Raw genomic sequence first — 22946 nt, forward strand, 5'->3', positions numbered from 1 at the left:
GAAGCCGCCGTGGATGCCAAACTCTTCTCCGCCGGTTCCTCCGGCACCAATTCCGGGGCCTACACCGACCTCAACCGCCTGGCACAGCTGAAGAACGGCGCCGGGCGCGACAGCGAAGGCAACATCCGCAAGGTCGCCCAGGAATTCGAATCGCTGTTCATGAATGAAATGCTCAAGTCGATGCGCTCGGCCAACGACGTGCTCGCCGAAGGCAACTTCATGAACACCGCGACCACCAAGCAATACCAGGAAATGTACGACCAGCAGCTGGCCGTCAGTCTCTCCACCAAGGGCCATGGCATCGGCCTGTCGGACGTGCTGACCCGCCAGCTGTCGCACATGAACAGCGGCAAGCGCACGGGCGCCGCGAACCCCTTCGCCAAGGTCGCCCAGACCTCCGCCTGGCCGTCCACCACCGGCGTCAACGCCAGCGGCAAGCCCTTGCCGCAACCCGCTGAAGGCCGCGACGACTCCAAGCTGCTCAACGCCCGTCGCCTGTCCCTGCCGGGCAAGCTGGCCGACCGCGTGATGGCCGGCATCGTGCCGGGCGCCGCCACTGCGGACGAGCAGGGCAAGCCGCTGGCCGGCAACGACTGGCAGACCGCCAAGTCCTACGCCAATGCTGTGGACGCCATCGACGCCGCCGCCGGCGCCCAGGATGTCAGCGGCCGCCGCTACGCCCAGCCGCCGCTGGCGCCGGGCAAGTCGGCCTTCGGCTCGGCGGACGAATTCGTCGCCACCATGCTGCCGATGGCGCAGAAGGCCGCCCAGCGCATCGGCGTCGATCCGCGCTACCTGGTGGCCCAGGCCGCGCTGGAAACCGGCTGGGGCAAATCCATCATTCGCGACCAGGACGGCTCCAGCAGCCACAACCTGTTCGGTATCAAGTCCGGTTCCAGCTGGGACGGCGACTCCGCGCGGGCGGTGACCAGCGAATACGTGAACGGCAAGAAAGTGAAGGAAGTCGCGGCATTCCGCTCCTACGACTCCTTCGAGCAGAGCTTCAACGACTACGTGAGCTTCCTGCAGAACAACGACCGTTATTCGGACGCGCTGGACTCCACCGAGCGCCCCGAACAGTTCATGAAGGAACTGCAGCGCGCCGGCTATGCCACCGACCCGAACTACGCCCGCAAGGTTGCGCAGATCGCCAAGCAGATGCAGGTGTACCAGGCAGTCGCCGCGGCGGACACTCCGCCCCTGGGATAAGGAAATAGGAACATGAGCGATCTACTGTCCATTGGCCTGTCTGGCCTGCGTTCGAGCCAGACCTCGTTGACGGTGACCGGCCACAACATCACCAACGTCAACACCCCCGGCTATTCCCGTCAGCAATCGGTGCAGCAGACCGGCATCCCGCAGTACAGCGGCGCCGGCTACATCGGTTCGGGCAGCCAGGTGGTCGACGTGCGCCGGCTGGCCAGTGACTTCCTGTTCTCCCAGGTGCGCACCGCCACCAGCCAGAGCAATGAACTGAGCGCCTTCCAGGGACAGATCGAACAGCTCGACGCCTTGCTGTCGGACACCACCACCGGCATCAGCCCGGCGCTGCAGAAGTTCTTCGCCGCGCTGCAGACCGCCGCCGCCAATCCCTCCGCCACAGAGGGCCGCGAGGCGCTGCTGGCGGAAGCGCAGGGGGTGTCGAAGTCCTTCAACACCCTGTACGACCAACTCGACAAGCAGAACAGCCTGATCAACCAGCAGCTCGGCTCGCTGGCCAACCAGGTCAATTCCCTGGCGACCAGCGTGGCGAGCTACAACGACGCCATCGCCAAGGCCAAGGCTGCCGGCGGCCAGCCCAACGACCTGATCGACGCCCGCGAGGAGACCATCCGCAAGCTCTCCGAGCTGATCGGCGTGCAGGCCGTGCCCCAGGACGACAGCAGCGTCAACCTGTTCATCGGCACCGGCCAGCCGCTGGTGGTGGGCACCACCACTTCCGCATTGCAGGTAGTGCCGGGCGCCGACGACCCGACCCGCTTCCAGGTGCAACTGGTCAGCGGCAGCGCCGTGCAGACCATCACCAGCCAGGTTTCCGGCGGCCAGATGGGCGGCCTGCTGGCTTATCGCGATACCGCGCTGGATGCCTCGTACAACAAGCTTGGGCAGATCGCCGTGACCTTTGCCGATGTCGTCAACAAGCAGCTTGGCCAGGGCCTGGACCTGTCCGGCAATGCCGGCAGCAAGCTGTTCGGCGACATCAACGACCCGACCATCACTGCGCTGCGGGTCGTCGCCTTGTCCGGCAACACCGGCACCGTCAGCCCCAGCCTGAACATCACCGATACCAGCAAGCTCGGCGTCAGCGACTACCGCCTGGAATACGACGGCACCAACTTCACCGCGCGGCGTCTCTCCGACAACGCGCCAATCAACGTCACCGTGAGCGGCACCGGTCCCTACACCCTGAGCTTCGCCGACGGCAGCGGTGGCGACCAGGGCTTCCAGGTGACCATGAACAGCCTGCCGCCGGCCGGCGACGGCTTCACCCTGCAGCCCACCCGCCGTGGCGCTGCAGACATCGAGACGGTGCTGACCAAGGGCGACCAACTGGCCTTCGCCGGCACCGCCCGCAGTGAGGCCACCACCAACAACCGGGGCACCGGAGCCATCGGCCAGCCCAAGCTCACCAGCGGCCCGTCGCCAGTGGTGAAGGGCGACCTGCAGAACCTGTTCGGCGCGGGTGGCCTGAGCCTGAGCTTCGATTCCACCACCAATACCCTGACCGGCACGCTGCCGCCCGGCGCCACTCTGAACTACGTGTCGCCCTCGACCAGCGGCCTGACCTCCGGGCAGACCAACACCTTGCGCCTGGACTACACCGACCCGGGCACCGGCAACCAATACAGCTACGAATTCACCCTGAGCGGCGTGCCCCAGGCCGGCGACAGCTTCACCCTGGGCATGAACACCAAGGGTATTTCCGACAACAGCAACGCCCTGGCGCTCTCCGGACTGCAGAGCAAACCCACCGTCGGCGGCACCGGCAGCACCGGTGCGAGCTTCAATGATTCCTACGGCGGCCTGGTGGAGCGCATCGGCACCCTGACCGCACAGGTGCGCAACAACGCCGACGCCAGCGCCACCGTACTCAAGCAGGCCCAGGACAACCGCGACTCGCTGTCGGGCGTGAACCTGGACGAAGAGGCGGCCAATCTCATCCAGTTCCAGCAGTACTACAGTGCGTCGGCCCAGGTGATCCAGGTCGCTCGTTCCCTGTTCGACACGCTGATTGGCGCGTTCCGCTGATAGAGGAAGTTGACCATGCGCATCTCCACCATCCAGGCATACAACAACTCGGTCGGCGGCCTGCAGAAGAACTACGGCAACGTCACCCGCACCCAGGAGCAGATCAGCACCGGCAAACGCATCCTCACCCCGGCGGACGACCCGGTGGCCTCGGTGCGCCTGTTGCAGTTGAGCCAGGAGCAGTCGCTCAACGACCAGTACAAGAGCAACATCACGGCGGCGAAGAACAGCCTTAACTCGGAGGAGTCGATTCTCAACTCCGTGGGTAATGTTATTCAGCGTATTCGCGAGATCGCTGTGCAGGCGGGCGATGGTGCCCAGGACAGCAGCGACAAGGGCGCCCTGGCGACCGAGCTCAAGCAGCGCGAAGACGAATTGCTCAATCTGCTCAACAGCAAGGATGCCAGCGGCAAGTACCTGTTCTCGGGCAGTCAGGGCGACAAGCAACCCTTCGTGCGCAATCCTGATGGCTCGTATTCCTACCAGGGAGACGAAAGCCAGCGCCAGGTGCCGATCGCAAGTAGCACCTTGCTGAGCATCAGCGATAGCGGCAAGGCGTTGTTCGATGATGTGACCAACGTCAACCGCGTAACGACTTCGGGGGGCGCCGCCAATACCGGAACGGGGCGCATCTCCTTGGGGACTGTGATCGACAAGCAGGCTTACGACGGCAGCTTCCCTTCCAGTGTGCCACCAGCGGCCAGCGATGGTATCGGCATCCGTTTTCTCGATAACGTCAATTACGAGGTTTACGACCTCAATGACCCGGCACTGCCCGGGGGGTATACCGCGCTTTCGACGGGCGCCATAGACAGCGATGACAAGACTCAGGACAAGATCACCTACGGTGGCGTCAGTGTCATCATCGACGGTCATCCGGCGGCGGGGGACGATTTCAGCATCAAGCGGGATCCGTCCAGCGAGAAGAAGGGGCTGCTCAACGTGGTCGCCGACCTGCGCAAGGCACTGGAGGGGGCTACCGACAACCAGGAAGGCAGCTACGCCATTCGCGACGCGACAGGGATCGCCATGACCAACCTGGATGCCGCCAGTAGCCAGGTGCTCTCCGGGCGCGGGCAGATCGGGGCGCGACTCAATACCATCGACTCCACCGAGACCTTTATCGACGACGTGAAACTGGTGAACACCGGCGTCATCTCCGACCTGCAGGACCTGGACTATGCCGAGGCGCTGTCGCGCCTGTCGATGCAGTCCACCGTCCTCCAGGCCGCGCAGCAGAGTTATGTGAAGATCAGCGGGCTGAGCCTGTTCAACTTCCTCAACTGAGTTCGCCCAGCAAACGAAAAAGCCCACGTGCCTAAAGCCGTGGGCTTTTTTGTCGATAACCCGAATGATCGCAGTTATTCACTGGAAAGTGTCGGTAAGTGGCTGCAAGTGTTTGATCTGGAAGATGAAAAAAATCTCTTGAATTTTTTCTAAAGCTCCCCGGATCAACGCCGATACATAAGTCGAATGCGAATTCTTGGTGTCCCTGAGCAAGCAGGCCGAGATATCGCAAGCTCAGGAACGAACAGGACCTCTGAAGGAGACCATCATGGCCCTTACCGTCAATACCAACATTGCTTCCCTGAACACCCAGCGTAACCTGAACAACTCGTCCAGCTCCCTGGGCACCTCGCTGCAGCGTCTGTCCACCGGCTTCCGCATCAACAGCGCCAAGGACGATGCCGCCGGCCTGCAGATCTCCAACCGCCTGTCCAGCCAGATCAGCGGCTTGAACGTTGCCGTGCGCAACGCCAACGACGGCATCTCCCTGGCGCAGACCGCTGAAGGCGCCCTGCAGCAGTCCACCAATATCCTGCAGCGCATGCGTGACCTGTCCCTGCAATCGGCCAACGGCAGCAACGACTCTACTGACCGCGCCGCCCTGCAGAAAGAAGTAGGCGCCCTGCAAAGCGAACTGAACCGTATCGCTGACACCACTACCTTTGGTGGTCGCAAGCTGCTCGACGGCTCCTTCGGTTCCACCGCCTTCCAGGTCGGTGCCAATGCCAACGAAACCATCAACGTTGCTATCGGTGATGCCAGTGCTACCAAGATTGGTGCTTACACCTCCGATAAAGCAGGCACTGGTTTCGGTGTAGCTACCGCTGCTGCAGCTGATGCCAACATGACCGACTTCAAGATTTCTTCGAACGGCAAGCAGTATGACGTTCAAGATATCAAGGCGGGCGATACTGCTGCTGCTATTGTCAGCAAAGTCAATAATGCAGGCTCCCCGGTCAAGGCCTCTGCCCGTACCGACGCAGTTCTGACCCAGGGTGCAGCTTCGAAGAGCTTCGATCTGAAAATCGAAGTATTCAACTCGGACAGCGGCGCAGCTAGTGCAGACTCCACTATTGATCTGAAGACGGTGACTTCCTTCGATCAGGTAGTCAGCGCAGTGAACTCCAGCGGTGCTGGTATTACCGCCAAGAAGAACGGCGACGGTACCCTGGAGCTGAGCTCGGCAACCGGCGCTACGTTCAAGATCACTGGCAAAAGCTACACCGACGTGGGTGGTACCACCGCTGGTGCAGCTGCTGACATGACTGTACAGGTCCGTTCCGCTGAGGATTCCGATGGTGACAACCTGGGTGATTTGTCTACTGCCGCCAACATCGGTGCGGGTACTGCTTTCGCCAACGGCGCAGTCAAGTTCAGTTCCTCGGCGGCCTACTCTCTGTCGGGTACGGCTGGTGTAGCTGTGCTGACCGGCGAAGCTTCCGGCTCCCTGTCGAAAATCAGCGACGTTGATGTCAGCACCGCCTACGGCGCGCAGAATGCCATCGACGTAATCGACGCGGCCATCGCCTACATCGACTCCCAGCGTTCCGACCTGGGTGCCGTGCAGAACCGCTTCGACAACACCATCTCCAACCTGCAGAGCATTGCCGAGAACGCCGACAACGCCCGCAGCCGCATCAAGGACACCGACTTCGCCGCTGAAACCGCGAACCTGTCCAAGAACCAAGTGCTGCAACAGGCCGGTACTGCGATCCTGGCCCAGGCCAACCAGCTGCCGCAGTCGGTACTCAGCCTGCTGCGCTGATCGACGGCAGCGAGTTGACGTGACCACAGGAGGAGGGGGCGACCCTTCCTCCTTTTCGGCTTTTACGAGGATCGGAAGATGGATGTGAGTAAGGTTACTTCCATTGCCGGGCTGGGATCGTTCGAGCGGACGCCGAGTATTCGTCCGGTCCGGGAGGCAGTTACCCCCGACCAGGCGGCCGATCAGCAGGACTCGAAATCGCTGGACTCCGCTGTATCCGACATCCAGTCGTTCGTGCAGGGGATCCGGCGCAATCTCAACTTCAGCATCGACGACGCCACCGGTGAAGTGGTGGTGAAGGTGATTGATGCCGAGTCCGGCAAGGTCGTGCGGCAAATGCCTTCCGAGGAAGTGCTGAAACTTGCCGCCCGGCTCGACGATATTCGCAGTCTGATGTTCGAAACCCGCGCCTGAGGCGAGGTGTGTAACACTGGCACGAAGCCTGCAGGTCTGCGCGGTGACCGGTGGAGCCGGAACAGGATTTTGACGGAGGTGTGAAATGGGGATGACCATCACGGGTACGGGCACTGGCCTGAACATCGACAATATCGTTCAGACCATGGTGGCTGCCGAAAAGGCGCCCAAGCAGAACCAGCTCGATACCCTGGAAAAAGCCACCACCACCAAGATCACCGGAATCGGCTCGCTCAAGAGTGCCTTGAGCACGTTCCAGACGGCGCTGGAAGCGCTGAATAAGACCGCTAATTTCCAGGCCCGCTCGGCTACTTCTTCCAAGAATGACCTGATCGGCGTCACCGCCACCGACAAGGCCGGCATCGGCAGCTATCAGATCGAAGTCAAGCAGTTGGCCGCTGCCAGCAAGGTTGCGCTCGCCGCGATTCCTGCCAACGGCGACAAAGCTGCAACCTTTGGCCAGGGCACCTTGAGCATCAAGCTCGGCGACACTGCGCTGCCGGACATCAAGATCGACAGCAGCAACAACACCCTGGCTGGCGTGCGCGACGCCATCAATACCGCCGGCAAGGATGCGGGAGTCTCCGCCACTATCATCACCGACGAGCATGGTTCTCGCCTGGTGCTGAGCAGTTCCAAGACCGGCGCCGGCAAGGATATTTCCGTAGCGGTCAGCGGTGATGACGGTAGCGGTAGCGCCAAGCTGACCGACCTTGCCTTCACTCCGCCGGCGGTTCCCACCGACCCGACTATCCAGGATCCGCCCGCCGTCAGCGATCCTTCCGGCGCGCGCATGCTGGTGCGTTCCAAGAGTGCCGAGCTGACCGTCGATGGCCTGAAAATCACCAGCGAATCCAACACCGTCACCGATGCCCTCGAAGGCGTGACCCTGAATCTCAAGGGTGTGACCGAAGCTAGCACCCCGGTGACAGTGGGTGTGAGCCTGGACCAGTCGGGGGTCAAGAAGAACATCCAGTCCTTCGTCGACGCCTACAACGCACTGGTCAGCACCATCAATTCGCAGACCAAGGTCACCAAGGTTGGCGACGACAAGGCGCCGGTGACAGGGGCACTGGTCGGTGACGCGACGGCGCGCGCTATCTCCGCATCCCTCCATCAGGAGCTGGTGAATGTCCAGGGTGACGGCAAGATCCGTGCGTTGGCGGATCTTGGCATTACCACCCAGACCGACGGCACGTTGGCCATCGACAGCACCAAACTGGACAAGGCAGTGACCGGCAACTTCGATGAAATAACCGCGTTGTTCACGGGGGATAACGGCCTGGCTGCCCGCCTGACCGATCGTGTGAAGCCCTATACCATCACTAACGGTATCCTCGATCAGCGCAACAGTTCGTTGCAGGCAACGCTCAAGAGCGTGGATAAGCAGCAGGTGACGTTGGACGCCCGCATGACTGCCTTGCAGGAGCGCCTGTACAAACAGTTCAACGCGATGGATGCCTTGGTCAGTCAGCTCACCCAGACCACCAACAGCCTGACCAGCCAACTGGCCAGCCTGCCGTTCGCCAAGGGCTGATCCGGTAACTGCCGTGCCGCGCCCGGCTTTGTGCCGGGCGTGACAAAAAAATCTCAAGAAGCCTTCAAGCTCCTGCTTCACTGGCCGATACCTTGGTCAGTAGATGAATTCCCCGCAGGAGCCTGCCATGTACGCCATGAGAGCCATGAAGCAATACCAGCAAGTCAGCCTGGAAGCGCGCGTCGCCGAAGCGTCGCCGCACAGCCTGATCCAGATGCTGATGCAGGGTGGTCTGGAGCGCATGGCGCAGGCTCGTGGCGCCATCGAGCGTGGCCAGCTGGCCGAGCGTGGCGAGCTGATCAGCAAGGCCATCGGCATCGTCGGCGGTCTGCGCGAGGCGCTGAACCTGGAGCTGGGCGGCGAACTGGCGTTGAACCTCGATCGACTTTACGGTTACATGACCGAGCGCCTGCTGGAGGCCAACCGCAGTGGCGATGCCGCGATCCTCGACGAGGTGTCCGGCCTGCTGCGTGAAGTGAAATCGGGCTGGGATGCGATCTCCGCCTGAAGGAAGGACGAGTCATGAATCAGGCCATGCAACAACTCAACGAAACCCGCGCCGCGCTCTCCGCCGCGATGCACAGCAAGGACTGGGACGCCATCGGCGAACTGGACCGCATGTGCCGCGAGCAGGTGGACGTGGCCATGCAGGACGCCGAGCGCGACGAGCAGGCCCTGCGTGACACCATGGAGCAGCTGCTGACGCTCTACGGTGAGCTGGTCAAGGTCTGTACCGCCCAGCGTACCGCCATCGGCGAGGAACTGACCGCCGTGCGTCGCTCCAGCCAGGGCGCCAAGGTCTACCAGATGTTCGGCTGATCCGGTCGGATCAGCTTCCCCCCGGCGGCCCGCGGGCCGCCGCCGTGTTTGTGCGAACCGCTCCTCGGTTCGATTGCCATGATCCGGGTCAACGCCCTTCGTCGGGCAGTATCAAAAAAAGCACGCCATAAATTTGACTCTTCCCGTGTTTTTGACTTTACTAGTGGCCAAATGCTGGCGATCACGGGGAATTGTGTCATCGCCAGGCTCGTGTCAGCAGCCGTTCGACGGCCTCAAAGCCCCGGGATGACAAGCTAAAGATGTGGCGCGAAACCAAGATTCTCCTGATCGACGATAACCAGGAACGGTGCCGTGACCTCTCGGTCATCATCGGCTTCCTCGGCGAGGACCAGATCGCCTGCGGCAGCCACGACTGGCGCCAGGCGGTCGATGCGTTGCCCAACGGCAGCCGCGACGTGCTGTGCGTGCTGCTCGGCAACGTGGACAGCAAGGGTGGGGCGCTGGAGCTGCTCAAGCAGCTGGCGACCTGGGATGAATACCTGCCCGTGCTGCTGATCGGCGAGCCTGCGCCTGCCGACTGGCCCGAAGAGCTGCGCCGCCGCGTGCTGGCCAGCCTGGAAATGCCGCCCAGCTACAACAAGCTGCTCGACTCCCTGCACCGCGCCCAGGTCTACCGCGAGATGTACGACCAGGCCCGCGAGCGTGGCCGCCAGCGCGAGCCCAACCTGTTCCGCAGCCTGGTCGGCACCAGCCGCGCCATCCAGCAGGTGCGGCAGATGATGCAGCAGGTCGCCGACACCGACGCCAGCGTGCTGATCCTCGGCGAGTCCGGCACCGGCAAGGAAGTGGTCGCGCGCAACCTGCACTATCACTCCAAGCGCCGCGACGCGCCTTTCGTGCCGGTGAATTGCGGGGCGATCCCGGCGGAGCTGCTGGAAAGCGAACTGTTCGGCCACGAGAAGGGGGCCTTCACCGGCGCCATCACCAGCCGGGCAGGGCGCTTCGAACTGGCCAACGGCGGCACCCTGTTCCTCGACGAGATCGGCGACATGCCGCTGCCGATGCAGGTCAAGCTGCTGCGCGTACTGCAGGAGCGCACCTTCGAGCGCGTGGGCAGCAACAAGACGCAGAACGTGGACGTGCGCATCATCGCCGCGACCCACAAGAACCTCGAAAAGATGATCGAGGACGGCAGCTTCCGCGAGGACCTGTACTACCGCCTCAACGTCTTCCCCATCGAGATGGCCCCGCTGCGCGAGCGCGTGGAGGACATCCCGCTGCTGATGAACGAGCTGATCTCGCGCATGGAGCACGAGAAGCGCGGTTCGATCCGCTTCAACTCCGCCGCCATCATGTCGCTCTGCCGCCACGACTGGCCGGGCAACGTGCGCGAGCTGGCGAACCTCGTCGAGCGCCTGGCGATCATGCATCCCTACGGCGTGATCGGCGTGGGCGAGCTGCCGAAGAAATTCCGTCACGTCGACGACGAGGACGAGCAACTGGCGAGCAGCCTGCGCGAGGAGCTGGAAGAGCGCGCGGCGATCACCGCCGGACTGCCGGGTCTCGACTCGCCGGCCATGCTGCCGGCCGAGGGCATCGACCTGAAGGATTACCTCGCGAACCTGGAGCAGGGCCTGATCCAGCAGGCGCTGGACGATGCCGCCGGCGTCGTCGCCCGTGCCGCCGAGCGCCTGCGCATCCGCCGCACCACCCTGGTGGAGAAAATGCGCAAGTACGGCATGAGCCGTCGCGAGGAGGAGATGGCGGAGGATTGACGCCTCCGTCATGCTCGTTTCTCTAAATCGTTGAAAATAAACGAGTAAATTTTAGGCACGCGGTTTGCTAAGACTCATCCGACCGACAGTTCTACGACGTCGGACGGATGAGAGAACCGCATGATGCCAGTCGCCCAACGCCAGTCCGAAACCACCACCCTTGCGTCTGTTGCAGAGAACAGGCCGGTGGAGGAGAGCAGCCGCGCGAATCTGGAACAGGCTTTCGCCCTGTTCAACCAGATGTCCAACCAGCTCAGTGAGTCCTACAGCCTGCTGGAGGCGCGCGTCACCGAGCTCAAGGGCCAGCTGGCCCTGGTCAGCGCCCAGCGCATGCAGGAGCTGGCGGAGAAGGAGCGCCTGGCCAATCGCCTGCAAAGCCTGCTCGACGTGCTGCCCGGCGGCGTCATCGTGCTCGATGCCCAGGGGGTGGTGCGCGACGCCAACCCGGTGGCCTGCGCGCTGCTCGGCAAGCCGCTGGTGGGCATGCTCTGGCGCGAAGTGATCGCTCGCAGCTTCGCTCCCCGCGCCGACGACGGCCATGAAGTTTCCCTGCGCGATGGTCGCCGCGTGTCCATCGCCATCCGCTCGCTGAACGGCGAACCCGGCCAGCTCATCCTGCTCAACGACCTGACGGAAACCCGTCGCCTGCAGGATCAACTGGCGCGCCACGAGCGCCTGTCCGCGCTGGGCCGCATGGTCGCCTCGCTGGCTCACCAGATCCGTACGCCGCTGTCCGCCGCCATGCTCTACGCCAGCCACCTGAGCGAGCAGGAGCTGCCGCTGGAGCAGCAGCAGCGCTTTGCCGGGCGGATCAAGGAGCGTCTGCACGAACTGGAGAACCAGGTCCGCGACATGCTGGTGTTCGCCCGTGGCGAACTGCCGCTGCCGGATCGCCTGGCACCGACGCAGCTGTTCACCAGTCTGCGGGCCGCCGCCGAATCCCACGTTGCCGGCCTGAACGTCCGTTGGCAGTGCGACGCCCGCGTGGGCGAACTGCTGTGCAACCGCGATACCCTGGTCGGCACGCTGCTCAACCTGGTGGAAAACGCCATCCAGGCCGCCGGTCGCGACGTGCGCCTGAAGGTGCACCTGTATGCGCGCGGCGACAGCCTGCGCCTGTCCATCAGCGACGACGGCCCGGGCATGAGCGCTGAAACCCTGGCGCGCCTGGGCGAACCCTTCTTCACCACCAAGACCACCGGTACCGGCCTCGGGCTGGCCGTGGTCAAGGCCGTTGCCAAGGCCCACCAGGGCGAGCTGCGCCTGCGCTCGCGCCCTGGCCGTGGCACCTGCGCCACCCTGATCCTGCCGCTGATCGTGGCTCAATCCATCGCTCACAAGGAATGAACACCATGGCCGCCAAAGTCCTGCTGGTCGAAGACGACCGCGCCCTGCGTGAAGCCCTGTCCGACACCCTGATGCTCGGTGGGCACGACTTCGTCGCCGTCGACTGCGCCGAGGCCGCGCTGCCGGCCCTGGAGAAAGACGCCTTCAGCCTGGTGATCAGCGATGTGAACATGCCGGGCATGGACGGGCACCAGTTGCTGGGCCTGATCCGCGCACGCCATCCGCAACTGCCGGTGCTGCTGATGACCGCCTACGGCGCGGTGGACCGCGCGGTGGAAGCCATGCGCCAGGGGGCGGCGGATTACCTGGTCAAACCCTTCGAGCCGAAGGCCCTGCTGGAGCTGGTGGCGCGTCATGCGCTGGGTACCGTCGCCAGCAGCGAAGGCGACGGTCCGGTGGCGCTGGAGCCGGCCAGCCGGCAACTGCTGGAGCTGGCCGCCCGTGTCGCCCGCAGCGACTCCACCGTGCTGATCTCCGGCGAGTCCGGCACCGGCAAGGAAGTGCTGGCGCAGTACATCCATCAGCAGTCGCCGCGTGCGGCCAAGCCGTTCGTCGCGATCAACTGCGCGGCGATTCCGGACAACATGCTCGAGGCCACCCTGTTCGGTCACGAGAAGGGCGCCTTCACCGGCGCCATTGCCGCCCAGCCGGGCAAGTTCGAGCTGGCCGACGGCGGCACCATCCTGCTCGACGAAATCTCCGAAATGCCGCTGGGTCTGCAGGCCAAGCTGCTGCGTGTGTTGCAGGAGCGCGAGGTGGAGCGCGTCGGTGCGCGCAAGCCGATCAGCCTGGACATCCGCGTGCTCGCCACCACCAACCGTGACCTGCTGGGCGAAGTGGCGGCGGGGCGTTTCCGCGAGGACCTGTACTACCGCCTTTCGGTATTCCCCCTGGCCTGGCGCCCGCTGCGCGAGCGTCCGGCGGACATCCTGCCGCTGGCCGAGCGCCTGCTGGCCAAGTACAGCCGCAAGATGAACCTGGCGCCGGTCAGTCTCGGCGCCGACGCTCGCGCCGCGCTGCTGGCGCACCCGTGGCCGGGCAACGTGCGCGAGCTGGACAACGCCATCCAGCGCTCGCTGATCCTGCAGCAGGGCGGCCAGGTGCAGGCCGCCGACCTCTGCCTGACCGCGCCCATCGGCCATGCGCCGCGCCCGGCGCTGGCCGCCGTGCCGGCGCCATCGGCGCCGCAGGTTCCGGCGAGCGTCGAAATTCCGTCACCCTCCGTGCTGGAGGCCGGCGCCCTGGGTGAGGACCTCAAGCGCCGCGAGTTCCAGATGATCATCGATACCCTGCGCAGTGAGCGCGGCCGCCGCAAGGAGGCCGCCGAGCGCCTGGGCATCAGCCCGCGGACCCTGCGTTACAAGCTGGCGCAGATGCGCGATGCGGGGATGGATGTGGAGGCGTATCTGTACGCCAGTTGATGGTTTGACTTGTTCCCCTCTTGGCCCGCCGTTGTGCGGGCTTTTCTTTTGGGGACTCTGAGGGGGCAGCCCGTAGGAGCGGACTTTGTCCGCGATGCTTTTGGTTGTTGTTTGGGTGTTCAGCGTCGCTGCGGTGTGCTCGGATGTTTCTTGTTTCGCCCCCTCGGGCGAGTCACTTCTTCCAAACGCCGAAGAAGTAACCAAGAAGGCTTGCCCCTGCATCCGGTTTTTCGCTTAGGCGAAAAATTCCCTCGCTCCATCGAAGTTTCAGGGGCCCGCGTCGACGGGCCATCCATGGCCCAACGACGCTCTCGCGGCATCCATGCCGCTCAATCCCTGAAACTCCGATTCCACTCGGCCTCCTGAAGGGGCGCTCCGGTGCGTGCGGATATTTCTCTGGAAGTCTTTAAAGCCAGAGCCAGAGCCAGAGCTAGAGCTAGAGCTAGAGCTATGCGGTGCGTATGCCTTCGTAGGAGAGACGGGGGCGCCTAGCCCTTGTCCGCGAAATCCGTGCTGACAGGGAGGTGCCCGGGTTTGTCGCCAACCTGTAGGAGCGAGCTTGCTCGCGAACCGAGGCTGATCGCGGACGGAGTCCGCTCCAACAAGAGCCACATGTATCCGTAGGAGCGGACTCCGTCCGCGATGCTCTTGCTTTTCGTAGGGAATAACGCGCAGCGTTATCCGCCGAGATGGGTATCGCTTCGCTCCACGCCATCCTGCGAAGAACACCCACCGTCACCGTCATCGGCGCCGGATGTCGGGGCAAGCCCTTTTGGTTCCTTTTGGGGCTCTATAAAGGGACTCGCCCGAGGGGCGAAACAAAATCTCCCAGCACACACCGATGCGGCGCAGAAACGCCGAGCAAGACGGCGGATAAAGCTCGAGGCGTTATGCGACCTTGCTCCAGGCAGGCGAGATACGTAGGTATTTCCCTGTTGGAGCGGACTCATCCGCGATGGATTTCGCGGATAAGATCCGCTCCTGCGGGAGCCGCGCCTTACGGCTCCGAACACCCCATCCCAGAGCCTTCCCATCAAAAAATCCCCATCCCCCAAACCTGGCACCCAAGTTGCAATCCCCTGTGCAAAGCGCCGCGCGGCGTCAAAAAACCGCGGCCAGTCGGAGGGGTAGGTAATGAGTCAGGGTGTCGAATTCAATCGTCTGCTGCTGGAGATGCGCTCCATGCAGATGGAGGCCATGGCCAAGTCGAAGGCGCAGGCTGCGCAACCGACCGAGCCGGGCGCGCCGAGCTTCTCGCAGATGCTCACCCAGGCAGTCGACAAGGTGAACGGCACCCAGCAGGTCGCCACCGACATGGCTACCGCCTTCGAAGTCGGCCAGAGCGGCGTCGATCTCACCGACGTGATGATCGCTTCGCAGAAAGCCAGTGTGTCCTTCCAGGCCATGACCCAGGTACGCAACAAGCTCGTCCAGGCGTACCAGGACATCATGCAGATGCCGGTCTGAGGTAGCAGGTCATGGCTGACGCCACCGTAGACAGTCAGGTTCCCGCCAAGCTCGGCGCAGCGAAAAAGCCGCTGCTGGGCCTGACCTTCCTCGAAAACCTCGCGGACATGCCGGTGCTGCGCCAGGTCGGCCTGCTGGTTGGCCTCGCCGCGAGCATCGCCGTCGGCTTCGGCATGGTGCTCTGGTCGCAGCAGCCGGACTACAAGCCACTGTACGGCAGCCTCAACGGCGTCGACGCCAACAAGGTGGTCGAGGCGTTGAGCGCTGCCGATATCGCCTACAAGGTCGAACCCAATTCCGGTGCGCTGCTGGTGAAGGCCGACGACCTCGGCCGCGCACGCATGAAAGTCGCCAGCGCCGGCGTTGCGCCGACCGACAACAACGTCGGCTTCGAGATCCTCGACAAGGAACAGGCCCTGGGCACCAGCCAGTTCATGGAAGCGACCAATTACCGTCGCGGCCTGGAAGGCGAGCTGGCGCGCACCATCTCCAGCCTGAACAACGTCAAGGGCGCCCGCGTGCACCTGGCGATCCCGAAGAGCTCGGTGTTCGTCCGTGACGACCGCAAGCCCAGCGCCTCGGTGCTGGTCGAGCTGTACCCGGGCCGCAACCTGGAGCCGAGCCAGGTGATGGCGATCGTCAACCTGGTGGCGACCAGCGTGCCGGAACTGGACAAGTCCCAGGTCACCGTCGTCGACCAGAAGGGCGCCCTGCTGTCCGACCAGCAGGAGCTCTCCGAGCTGACCATGGCCGGCAAGCAGTTCGATTACACCCGCCGCATGGAAAGCAACCTCAACCAGCGCGTGCACAGCATCCTGCAACCGGTACTGGGCAATGGCCGCTACAAGGCCGAAGTCTCCGCCGACGTCGACTTCAGCGCGGTGGAGTCCACCTCCGAATCCTACAACCCGGACCAGCCGGCGCTGCGCAGCGAGCAGACCAACAACGAGGAACGGCAGAACAGCAACGGCCCGCAAGGCGTGCCGGGGGCGCTGTCGAACCAGCCGCCGGGGCCCGCCAACGCGCCGCAGACCACTGCGCAGAACGCGCCGTCCGACTACGTCGCGCCGGGTCAGCCGCTGAAGGATGCCAACGGCCAGCCGATCATGGACCCGAAGACCGGCCGGCCGGAACTGGCGCCGTATCCCACCGACAAGCGCCAGCAGAACACCCGCAACTATGAGCTGGATCGCTCGGTGAGCTACACCAAGCAGCAACAGGGCCGCCTGCGCCGGCTTTCCGTCGCGGTGGTGCTGGATGACCGGATGATCACCGACGCCAAGACCGGCGAGGTGACCCACAAGCCGTGGAGCGCCGATGAATTGTCGCGCTTCACCCGCCTGGTGCAGGACGCCGTCGGCTACGACGCCAGCCGTGGCGACAGCGTCAGCGTGATCAACGCGCCGTTCGCCCCGGAGCAGGGCGAGGAAATCGTCTCCCCGCCGTTCTACTCGCAGCCCTGGTTCTGGGATGTGGTCAAGCAGGTGCTGGGCATTGTCTTCATCCTGGTGCTGGTACTGGGCGTGCTGCGTCCGGTGCTGAACAACCTGTCGGGCAACAAGGGCAAGGCCCTGGTGGCCGGCGGCGCGGGCGCTGACGGACTGGGCGAGCTGGGTGGCCTCGACGGCGAGCTGTCGGACGACCGCGTCAGCCTCGGCGGCCCCGCCAGTATTCTGTTGCCGAGCCCGTCCGAGGGTTACGATGCGCAGCTCAATGCGATCAAGAGCCTGGTCGCGCAGGACCCCGGGCGTGTGGCTCAGGTGGTGAAAGAGTGGATCAATTCCGATGAGTAACCGCACATGAGCGAACCTCGGGCGAACGCCAAACTGAGCAAGGTCGACAAGGCCGCCATCCTCCTGCTGTCCCTCGGCGAGACCGACGCGGCGCAGGTGCTGCGGCACATGGGCCCCAAGGAAGTGCAGAAGGTCGGCGTGGCCATGGCGCAGATGCGCAACGTGCACCGTGAGCAGGTCGAGCAGGTGATGGGCGAGTTCGTCGAGATCGTCGGCGACCAGACCAGCCTGGGCGTCGGCGCCGACAGCTACATCCGCAAGATGCTCACCCAGGCCCTGGGCGAGGACAAGGCCAACAACCTGATCGACCGCATCCTGCTGGGCGGCAACACCAGTGGCCTGGACAGCCTGAAGTGGATGGAGCCGCGCGCCGTGGCCGACGTGATCCGCTACGAGCACCCGCAGATCCAGGCCATCGTGGTCGCCTACCTCGATCCGGACCAGGCCGCCGAAGTGCTCGGCCACTTCGACCACAAGGTGCGCCTGGACATCGTCCTGCGCGTGTCCTCGCTGAACACCGTGCAGCCATCCGCGCTCAAGGAGCTGAATCTGATCCTGGAGAAGCAGTTCGCCGGCAACGCCAACTCCACCCGCACCACCATGGGCGGCGTGAAGCGCGCGGCGGACATCATGAACTTCCTCGACAGCTCGGTCGAAGGCACGCTGATGGACGCCATCCGCGAGGTGGACGAAGACCTCTCGGGCCAGATCGAAGACCTCATGTTCGTCTTCGACAACCTCGCCGACGTCGACGACCGCGGCATCCAGGCGCTGCTGCGCGAGGTGTCCTCCGACGTGCTGGTGCTGGCGCTCAAGGGTTCCGACGAGGCGATCCGCGAGAAAATCTTCCGCAACATGTCCAAGCGTGCCGCCGAACTGCTGCGCGACGACCTGGAGGCCAAGGGCCCGGTGCGCGTCAGCGAAGTGGAAAGCGCGCAGAAGGAAATCCTCACCATTGCACGGCGCATGGCCGAGTCGGGCGAGATCGTGCTCGGCGGCAAGGGCGGCGAGGAGATGATCTAAGTGGTGCCCCCGGCCAAAGACGAGCAGGAGCTCAGCGAGCTGATCCGCGCGCGCGATGTCTCGGGCTTCGACCGCTGGTCGCTGCCCAGCTTCGACCCGATCAAGCCGCTGCCCGAACCCGAGCCGCAACCCGAACCGTTGGCCGAGGAGCCGCAGATCGAGGAAGTGCCGGAGGAAGAGGTCAAGCCGCTGACGCTGGAGGAACTCGAGGCGATCCGCCAGGACGCCTACAACGAGGGCTTCTCCACCGGTGAGAAAGACGGCTTCCATGCCGGCCAGTTGAAGGCGCGTCAGGAAGCTGACGCGGCCCTGCAGCCGCGCCTGCAGAGCCTGGAAACCCTGATGGGGCAGCTGCTGGATCCGATCGCCGAGCAGGACCAGATGCTCGAGGCGGGCATGCTCAGCCTGGTGACCCACGTGGTGCGCCAGGTGGTGCAACGCGAGCTGGCCACCGATTCCAGCCAGATCCGCCAGGTGTTGCGCGAGGCGTTGAAGTTGCTGCCAATGGGCGCCGGCAATATCCGCATCCAGGTCAACCCGCAGGACTTCGAACTGGTGAAGGCCCTGCGTGACCGCCACGAGGAAAGCTGGCGGATCATCGAGGACGACAGCCTGCTGCCCGGCGGCTGCCGCATCGAGACCGAACATTCGCGCATCGACGCCAGCATCGAGACGCGCCTGGCCCAGGCGGTCAAGCAGCTCTTCGAGCAGCAGCGCGACCAGGCGACCCACGCACTGGCGCCGGATCTGCACCTCGACCTGGACGCGCCCGATGCGCCTTGACCGTGTCAGCTTCGCCCGCCGTCTGCAAGGCTACAGCGAAGCGGTGAACCTGCCGGCGCAGCCGGTGGTGGAGGGCCGCCTGCTGCGTATGGTCGGCCTGACCCTGGAGGCCGAAGGCCTGCAGGCCTCGGTCGGCAGCCGCTGCCAGGTGATCAACGACGGCGGCTATCACCCGGTGCAGGTGGAGGCCGAGGTGATGGGGTTCTCCGGCAGCAAGATCTACCTGATGCCGGTGGGCAGCCTCGCCGGCATCGCCCCCGGCGCCCGTGTGGTGCCGCTGCCGGATTCCGGTCGCCTGCCCATGGGCATGTCCATGCTCGGTCGCGTGCTCGATGGCGTCGGCCGCGCGCTGGACGGCAAGGGCGGCATGCGTGCCGAGGACTGGGTGCCGATGGAAGGGCCGATCATCAACCCCCTGGCGCGCGACCCGATCCACGAGCCGATGGACGTCGGAATTCGCTCGATCAACTCCCTGCTCACTGTCGGCCGTGGCCAGCGCCTGGGTCTGTTCGCCGGTACCGGTGTGGGCAAGTCGGTGCTGCTGGGCATGATGACCAAGTTCACCAAGGCCGACATCATCGTGGTCGGGCTGATCGGCGAACGGGGCCGCGAGGTGAAGGAATTCATCGAGCACATCCTCGGTGAAGAGGGCCTCAAGCGCTCCGTGGTGGTCGCATCGCCCGCGGACGACGCGCCGCTGATGCGCCTGCGTGCCGCGCAGTACTGCACGCGCATCGCCGAATACTTCCGCGACAAGGGCAAGAACGTCCTGCTGCTGATGGACTCCCTGACCCGCTACGCCCAGGCCCAGCGCGAGATCGCCCTGGCCATCGGCGAGCCGCCGGCGACCAAGGGCTATCCGCCGTCGGTGTTCGCCAAGCTGCCGCGCCTGGTGGAGCGCGCCGGCAACGGCGAGAAGGGCGGCGGCTCGATCACCGCTTTCTACACCGTGCTCAGCGAGGGTGACGACCAGCAGGACCCGATCGCCGACGCCGCCCGTGGCGTGCTCGACGGTCACTTCGTGCTGTCGCGCCGACTGGCCGAGGAAGGCCATTACCCGGCCATCGATATCGAAGCCTCGATCAGCCGGGTGATGCCCCAGGTCACCAGCCCCGAACACCTGCGCGACGCCCAGCGCTTCAAGCAGCTGTGGTCGCGCTACCAGCAGAGCCGCGATCTGATCAGCGTCGGCGCCTACGTAGCCGGCGGCGACGCCGAGACGGACCTGGCGATCCAGCGCTTCCCGATCATGCGCCAGTTCCTCCGCCAGGCCCTGGACGAGAGCCAGAACCTCGACGACAGCCGTTTGCTGCTCGATGCCGTGGTCAGCGGCAAGGCCGGCTGATGCGCATGATCCCCGGCACTGAGCTTTTCGCTCCCTCTCCCTTAAGGGAGAGGGTTGGGGAGAGGGCCGCACGGCAGAGGGCTAACCTGTGAACCGCCGCGCCGAACGCCTCGCCCCGGTGGTGGACATGGCCCTCAAGGCCGAACGGGAAGCCGCGCGCCAGCTCGGCCTGGTGCAGAACCAGCTGCTGCAGGCGCAGCGCAAGCTCGCCGAGCTCGAACGCTATCGCCTGGACTACCAGCAGCAGTGGATTCGCAATGGCCAGCAGGGCGTAACCGGGCAGTGGCTGATCAACTACCAGCGCTTCCTCTCGCAACTGGAAACCGCCGTCGAGCAGCAGAACCGTGCCGTGGAGTGGCACCAGGGCAGCGTCGACAAGGCCCGCGCGGCGTGGCAGGAGAAGTACGCCCGCCTGGAAGGCCTGCGCAAACTGGTGGAACGCTACCGCGAGGAAGCGCGCGCCGCCGCCGACAAATACGAGCAGAAGCAGCTCGACGAATTCGCCCAGCGCCTGAAGCCTTCGCCGGATTGAGCAGGGGCGCGTGCTAGGCTCCAGTCAGACCTTCGATTGGAATGCCCGCTCCATGCCTGTCCCGCCGTCCGAGTCCGATTTCTCCCGTTACTTGCGCCTGTGGAGCCTTACGCCCGAAGGCGACCCCATCGTCACCCACAGCAGCCATTTGCTGCCGGTGCGCTGGCAGGGGCGTGCGGCAATGATCAAGGTTGCCCTGGAGGCGGAAGAACAGGCCGGCTCGCGGGTCATGCGCTGGTGGGATGGGGAGGGTGCGGCGCGGGTCTATGCCCACGACAGCGACGTGATCCTGATGGAGCGTGCCGAAGGCGGGCGCTCGCTGATGCACATGGCCTTGAACGGCGAGGACGATCAGGCCAGCCGCATCGTCTGCGATGTGGTGCAGCGCCTGCACCGGCCGCGCGGCAAACCCTTGCCGGAGCTGATCGGCCTGCGTGATTGGTTCCGCGATCTGGCGCCCGCCGCCAAGCGTTACGGCGGCGTGTTCCCGCGCTGCCTGGAGACCGCCGAGGCGCTGCTGGCCAGCGAGCACGACAAGGCGGTGCTGCATGGCGATGTCCACCACGACAATATCCTCGACTTCGGCCAGCGTGGCTGGCTGGTGATCGATCCCAAGCGCCTCTACGGTGAGTGCCTGTTCGACTACGCCAACCTGCTGTGCAACCCGGATCTGCCGACCTCCCGCGAACGCGGACGATTTCTCCGCCAGCTGGACGTGATCGTCGAGCATGCCGGCGTGGACCGACGCCGCCTGCTGGAGTGGGTACTGGCTTTCGCCGGGCTGTCTGCCGCCTGGTTCCTCGATGACGGCCAGGGCGCCGATAGCGACCTGGCAGTGGCGCACCTGGCGGCGGCGGAGCTGGAGCGGATGACATGCTGCGCCTGAATCGCGCCTTCCTCAGCGCACACCCGCGCCTGATCGCCGCCTTCGCCGGCGGCCTGCTGGTGACGCTGGCCTGCTACCGCCTGGAACCGATGGTCCGGGTGCTGGTGGGATGGAACAGCATGGCCTGGCTGTACGTGTTGCTGATCGGCTGGCTGGCCTGGCGCGCCGACCCGCAGGAAGTGCGGCGCCTGGCCGAGGTCGAGGACGAGAACGCCGAGGCGGTGCTGGTGCTGATCAGCGTTGCCGCGCTGGCCAGCCTGGTGGCGATCGTCTTCGAACTGGCCGCCGCCGGTCATGCCGAGGGCGGTGAAAAACTCTGGCGCTACGCCTTCACTGCCAGCACCGTGCTGGGTTCCTGGTTCCTCATCGGCATGGTGTTCACCATGCACTATGCGCGGATGTTTTACTCCTCCGAGGACGGCGAACCGGTGCTGCGTTTTCCGGATGGGGAGACGAGCCCGGACTACTGGGACTTCCTCTACTTCTCCTTCACCTTGAGCGTGGCGGTGCAGACTTCCGACGTGGCGGTCGCCTCGCGGGCCATGCGCAAGGTGGTGCTGGCGCACTCGGTGATCGGCTTCCTGTTCAACACGGCGATACTGGGACTTGCGATCAACCTGGGCGCGGGGCTGATCGGGTAGGGAGCATGCCGCCACGTTAGAACAGCGGCTTCGACGCCTTGAACATCACCGCCGTGTCGCAATAGACGTTGTGCCCGGAGTACGCGCTGCAATCGCTGCCAGTCAGGCTGCTGCCGCTGTAGGAGAAGTTCAGGTCGATGCCCAGCCAGGGGCGACTGAGGTTCACTGACCAGTCGCCAAAGTCGCTGACGCTGCCGCCACCGCTCAGGCTCGCCGGCGCGGCGAGGTTGTAGGTGGAGTACTTGAATGACACATCGAAGCCCAGGTCCGGCTCCAGCCCCAGGTCGGTGAACAGCGTGGCGCTGCTGCGGCCGCCCTGGCTGCTGTAGGCCGCGCCGAGGCGGCTGCCGAACACCGAGAGACCGCCGTACAGCGCCTGGCTGTCGAAGTCCGGTTGCTCGGGGCGGGTATAGCGCAGGGTGCCCAGCTCATAGCCCAGTCCACCGTCGCCCAACGGGTGCTTGAAGCCCGCGTAGGTGTCGATCTCCAGGGGCTTTTCCTGCTCCAGGTTCGAGGTCCAGCTGCCGACGTACCAGCCGCTGGCATGGCTGGCGTCCACGCCGCCCTGGGCGCTGTTCGCCTGGCCGGGCCGGACCAGCCCCTGGGCCATGCTGCGGGTCGGCGCATTGGCGAACTTCAGCTCGAAATCACCCAGCTCGCGCTGCATCACCTGGGCATGCGCGACCGGCAGCGTGCTGACAGCGCAGGCCACGACGAGAATGGACTTGTACATGCTCCCCCTCCATTGCCTGGTGCGGCCCGACGTAGACGCATCGCCGTGGACCGAACCTTCGAAGGGTAACGGCATTTGCCACGCCCGTGGGGACCGGTGGTCCATTTCAGCGGAGTTCGACAAGACCGGGTGATGGCGTTCCAATGGCTGCCAAGGTTGCCGCTGTCA

At 64.7% G+C, this 22946-nt stretch carries 20 protein-coding genes; 19 read left to right on the plus strand and 1 reads right to left on the minus strand.

Annotated features, from left to right (window positions below):
- The first annotated feature begins 9 nt into the window (after window positions 1-9).
- From flgJ to SD196_RS08885, 19 genes are all read left to right on the plus strand, one after another.
- A complete protein-coding gene (gene flgJ, locus SD196_RS08795; RefSeq protein WP_275607963.1) occupies window positions 10-1209 on the plus strand; it encodes a flagellar assembly peptidoglycan hydrolase FlgJ in 1200 nt (399 codons plus the stop codon).
- A 12-nt stretch (window positions 1210-1221) separates the two neighbouring features.
- On the plus strand, window positions 1222-3249 hold the full coding sequence (flgK, locus tag SD196_RS08800) for a flagellar hook-associated protein FlgK (RefSeq protein WP_275607962.1): 2028 nt from the start codon (window positions 1222-1224) through the stop codon (window positions 3247-3249).
- A 15-nt stretch (window positions 3250-3264) separates the two neighbouring features.
- Window positions 3265-4536, plus strand: coding sequence for a flagellar hook-associated protein FlgL (flgL, locus tag SD196_RS08805; RefSeq protein WP_275607961.1), 1272 nt, complete (start codon window positions 3265-3267; stop codon window positions 4534-4536).
- A gap of 268 nt (window positions 4537-4804) precedes the next feature.
- Window positions 4805-6301, plus strand: a complete 1497-nt coding sequence (locus SD196_RS08810) for a flagellin (RefSeq protein ID WP_343578020.1) — start codon at window positions 4805-4807, stop codon at window positions 6299-6301.
- Window positions 6302-6379: 78 nt separating this feature from the next.
- On the plus strand, window positions 6380-6715 hold the full coding sequence (locus tag SD196_RS08815) for a flagellar protein FlaG (protein ID WP_275607959.1): 336 nt from the start codon (window positions 6380-6382) through the stop codon (window positions 6713-6715).
- A gap of 85 nt (window positions 6716-6800) precedes the next feature.
- The gene (gene fliD, locus SD196_RS08820; RefSeq protein ID WP_275607958.1) at window positions 6801-8252 is read left to right on the plus strand and encodes a flagellar filament capping protein FliD; all 1452 of its coding nucleotides are present in this window, start codon (window positions 6801-6803) and stop codon (window positions 8250-8252) included.
- A gap of 127 nt (window positions 8253-8379) precedes the next feature.
- A complete protein-coding gene (fliS, locus tag SD196_RS08825; RefSeq protein WP_416311270.1) occupies window positions 8380-8760 on the plus strand; it encodes a flagellar export chaperone FliS in 381 nt (126 codons plus the stop codon).
- A 14-nt stretch (window positions 8761-8774) separates the two neighbouring features.
- Window positions 8775-9071 (plus strand): flagellar protein FliT, encoded by a 297-nt coding sequence (fliT, locus tag SD196_RS08830; RefSeq protein ID WP_343577923.1) that lies wholly within the window; start codon window positions 8775-8777, stop codon window positions 9069-9071.
- Between the two features lie 260 nt (window positions 9072-9331).
- Window positions 9332-10807 (plus strand): sigma-54 dependent transcriptional regulator, encoded by a 1476-nt coding sequence (locus SD196_RS08835; RefSeq protein WP_343577922.1) that lies wholly within the window; start codon window positions 9332-9334, stop codon window positions 10805-10807.
- A gap of 123 nt (window positions 10808-10930) precedes the next feature.
- Window positions 10931-12154, plus strand: coding sequence for a sensor histidine kinase (locus tag SD196_RS08840; protein ID WP_343578019.1), 1224 nt, complete (start codon window positions 10931-10933; stop codon window positions 12152-12154).
- Between the two features lie 5 nt (window positions 12155-12159).
- Window positions 12160-13575 carry a sigma-54-dependent response regulator transcription factor FleR gene (fleR, locus tag SD196_RS08845; protein WP_331317231.1) on the plus strand — a complete coding sequence of 472 codons (1416 nt, stop codon included), beginning with the start codon at window positions 12160-12162 and terminating at the stop codon, window positions 13573-13575.
- Between the two features lie 1134 nt (window positions 13576-14709).
- The gene (gene fliE, locus SD196_RS08850; protein ID WP_331317235.1) at window positions 14710-15042 is read left to right on the plus strand and encodes a flagellar hook-basal body complex protein FliE; all 333 of its coding nucleotides are present in this window, start codon (window positions 14710-14712) and stop codon (window positions 15040-15042) included.
- 11 nt (window positions 15043-15053) lie between these two features.
- Window positions 15054-16835 carry a flagellar basal-body MS-ring/collar protein FliF gene (gene fliF, locus SD196_RS08855; RefSeq protein WP_416311271.1) on the plus strand — a complete coding sequence of 594 codons (1782 nt, stop codon included), beginning with the start codon at window positions 15054-15056 and terminating at the stop codon, window positions 16833-16835.
- A 6-nt stretch (window positions 16836-16841) separates the two neighbouring features.
- On the plus strand, window positions 16842-17858 hold the full coding sequence (gene fliG, locus SD196_RS08860; RefSeq protein WP_275607952.1) for a flagellar motor switch protein FliG: 1017 nt from the start codon (window positions 16842-16844) through the stop codon (window positions 17856-17858).
- Window positions 17859-18641: a flagellar assembly protein FliH gene (gene fliH, locus SD196_RS08865; RefSeq protein WP_416311272.1), complete on the plus strand. Its 783-nt coding sequence runs from the start codon at window positions 17859-17861 to the stop codon at window positions 18639-18641.
- A complete protein-coding gene (gene fliI, locus SD196_RS08870) occupies window positions 18631-19986 on the plus strand; it encodes a flagellar protein export ATPase FliI (RefSeq protein WP_343577918.1) in 1356 nt (451 codons plus the stop codon). The genes fliH and fliI overlap by 11 nt, the downstream gene beginning before the upstream one ends.
- 88 nt (window positions 19987-20074) lie before the next feature.
- Window positions 20075-20518, plus strand: a complete 444-nt coding sequence (fliJ, locus tag SD196_RS08875; protein WP_331317241.1) for a flagellar export protein FliJ — start codon at window positions 20075-20077, stop codon at window positions 20516-20518.
- A 52-nt stretch (window positions 20519-20570) separates the two neighbouring features.
- Window positions 20571-21404, plus strand: a complete 834-nt coding sequence (locus SD196_RS08880) for an aminoglycoside phosphotransferase family protein (protein ID WP_416311273.1) — start codon at window positions 20571-20573, stop codon at window positions 21402-21404.
- A complete protein-coding gene (locus tag SD196_RS08885) occupies window positions 21392-22045 on the plus strand; it encodes a DUF1345 domain-containing protein (protein ID WP_331317245.1) in 654 nt (217 codons plus the stop codon). The genes SD196_RS08880 and SD196_RS08885 overlap by 13 nt, the downstream gene beginning before the upstream one ends.
- A 16-nt stretch (window positions 22046-22061) precedes the next feature.
- On the opposite strand, the gene SD196_RS08890 is transcribed toward SD196_RS08885, so the two are convergent.
- Window positions 22062-22778 carry a TorF family putative porin gene (locus SD196_RS08890; RefSeq protein WP_331317247.1) on the minus strand — a complete coding sequence of 239 codons (717 nt, stop codon included), beginning with the start codon at window positions 22776-22778 and terminating at the stop codon, window positions 22062-22064.
- Between the last annotated feature and the right edge of the window lie 168 nt (window positions 22779-22946).

The sequence above is a fragment of the Pseudomonas macauensis genome (genome assembly GCF_047902425.1).
GTDB lineage: Bacteria > Pseudomonadota > Gammaproteobacteria > Pseudomonadales > Pseudomonadaceae > Pseudomonas.

Excerpts from the sequence above, each read along its gene's own strand:
- flgK (WP_275607962.1), top strand. The coding sequence starts at position 1,222 with ATGAGCGATCTACTGTCCATTGGCCTGTCTGGCCTGCGTTCGAGCCAG.
- flgL (WP_275607961.1), top strand. The coding sequence starts at position 3,265 with ATGCGCATCTCCACCATCCAGGCATACAACAACTCGGTCGGCGGCCTG.
- SD196_RS08810 (WP_343578020.1), top strand. The coding sequence starts at position 4,805 with ATGGCCCTTACCGTCAATACCAACATTGCTTCCCTGAACACCCAGCGT.
- SD196_RS08815 (WP_275607959.1), top strand. The coding sequence starts at position 6,380 with ATGGATGTGAGTAAGGTTACTTCCATTGCCGGGCTGGGATCGTTCGAG.
- fliD (WP_275607958.1), top strand. The coding sequence starts at position 6,801 with ATGGGGATGACCATCACGGGTACGGGCACTGGCCTGAACATCGACAAT.
- fliS (WP_416311270.1), top strand. The coding sequence starts at position 8,380 with ATGTACGCCATGAGAGCCATGAAGCAATACCAGCAAGTCAGCCTGGAA.
- fliT (WP_343577923.1), top strand. The coding sequence starts at position 8,775 with ATGAATCAGGCCATGCAACAACTCAACGAAACCCGCGCCGCGCTCTCC.
- SD196_RS08835 (WP_343577922.1), top strand. The coding sequence starts at position 9,332 with ATGTGGCGCGAAACCAAGATTCTCCTGATCGACGATAACCAGGAACGG.
- SD196_RS08840 (WP_343578019.1), top strand. The coding sequence starts at position 10,931 with ATGCCAGTCGCCCAACGCCAGTCCGAAACCACCACCCTTGCGTCTGTT.
- fleR (WP_331317231.1), top strand. The coding sequence starts at position 12,160 with ATGGCCGCCAAAGTCCTGCTGGTCGAAGACGACCGCGCCCTGCGTGAA.
- fliE (WP_331317235.1), top strand. The coding sequence starts at position 14,710 with ATGAGTCAGGGTGTCGAATTCAATCGTCTGCTGCTGGAGATGCGCTCC.
- fliF (WP_416311271.1), top strand. The coding sequence starts at position 15,054 with ATGGCTGACGCCACCGTAGACAGTCAGGTTCCCGCCAAGCTCGGCGCA.
- fliG (WP_275607952.1), top strand. The coding sequence starts at position 16,842 with ATGAGCGAACCTCGGGCGAACGCCAAACTGAGCAAGGTCGACAAGGCC.
- fliI (WP_343577918.1), top strand. The coding sequence starts at position 18,631 with ATGCGCCTTGACCGTGTCAGCTTCGCCCGCCGTCTGCAAGGCTACAGC.
- SD196_RS08880 (WP_416311273.1), top strand. The coding sequence starts at position 20,571 with ATGCCTGTCCCGCCGTCCGAGTCCGATTTCTCCCGTTACTTGCGCCTG.
- SD196_RS08885 (WP_331317245.1), top strand. The coding sequence starts at position 21,392 with ATGCTGCGCCTGAATCGCGCCTTCCTCAGCGCACACCCGCGCCTGATC.
- SD196_RS08890 (WP_331317247.1), bottom strand. The coding sequence starts at position 22,778 with ATGTACAAGTCCATTCTCGTCGTGGCCTGCGCTGTCAGCACGCTGCCG.